The organism is Abyssisolibacter fermentans, from assembly GCF_001559865.1.
Classification (GTDB): Bacteria; Bacillota; Clostridia; order Tissierellales; family MCWD3; genus Abyssisolibacter; species Abyssisolibacter fermentans.
In genome coordinates this window covers 1-1,102 of sequence record NZ_LOHE01000084.1, presented here as the reverse complement: position 1 = coordinate 1,102, position 1,102 = coordinate 1, and the positions used below count along the sequence as shown (strand labels likewise).

General features: G+C 36.0%; 1 protein-coding gene. It reads right to left on the bottom strand.

The genetic code is table 11. The annotated features are described in order from the left end of the window. A partial coding sequence (locus AYC61_RS16690; RefSeq protein WP_242866825.1) for a reverse transcriptase domain-containing protein occupies positions 1-680 on the bottom strand: 680 nt, incomplete at its 3' end. Between the last annotated feature and the right edge of the window lie 422 nt (positions 681-1,102).

The following is a 1,102-nucleotide window of genomic DNA, read 5'->3' as shown; positions in this document are numbered from 1 at the left end:
ATAATACCAGATTCAAGGTATTTTCTTATTAACCTTAGAACTCTTTTATCCTTTATTTTACGTGCAACAAAGGACATTAGAATATCATGATTTACATTATCAAAGAATTTCTCTAAGTCCATGTCTACGACATATCTATTGCCCTCATTTATATATTTCTGAGCTTGTTTTAAAGCCATATGTGCGTTCCTATATGGTCTAAATCCATAACTATTTTCGGAGAATTCTGTATCAAATATTGGGTTAATAACCTGTGTTATTGCCTGTTGTATCATTCTATCTATTACCGTAGGTATTCCGAGTAGTCTTATTCCACCATCAGGTTTAGGAATTTCTACTCTTCTGACAGGCAATGGTCTATATGTTCCTTCTATCAAACTAGCTATTAAATGGTCTGCATTTTCTTGTAAATATGGTAAGAGTTCATTTACCTTCATTCCATCAATTCCATGCTTACCTTTGTTTCTTTTGACTCTTTTATATGCTTCATATAAGTTACGTTTACTAACTATTATTTCTAATAGTTTCTCAGTACTTTGTTCAGATTTGGTTTTTGGATATGGCAACGCCGATAAATCACTGGACACTCTCTGTTTACCTTGGATTTCCAATCCTACCTCTACAGAGTAGCCTTCTTTTGAAGTTTTCTGTCTTTCATTCATGATTATTGAGTATACCATTTCTTACTCACCTCCCTAACGTTCAGTCCTTCCCATTTATATCTATTTAAATGGTACTATGACATCTGCTGACTTCTGATAGTTCAGCTATACATCACTGTATAGGTTGTCATTCAGATATTCAATCTGTTGTTGACATATCTATCAGACCTCCCCAGGTAAGAACATAATCTTTCATTCCATATATCTGCCACATTTACTGTAATAGCTTTCGGGTGATACGGACTTTGTTTTGTTATGCAAACTCATCCAACTATATTCAGCCTCATATGTGATTCGTATTCCTCAGACCGGAAATTTGCCTCCAGCTTCCTTCAGATTCCACCTCACGGTGGACACCCTTGCTCTTGGCTAACACCTAATCACCTTCGGTGTTCGGGACTTTCACCCTATAGATTATGCCCATGCTGGGCACACATAAA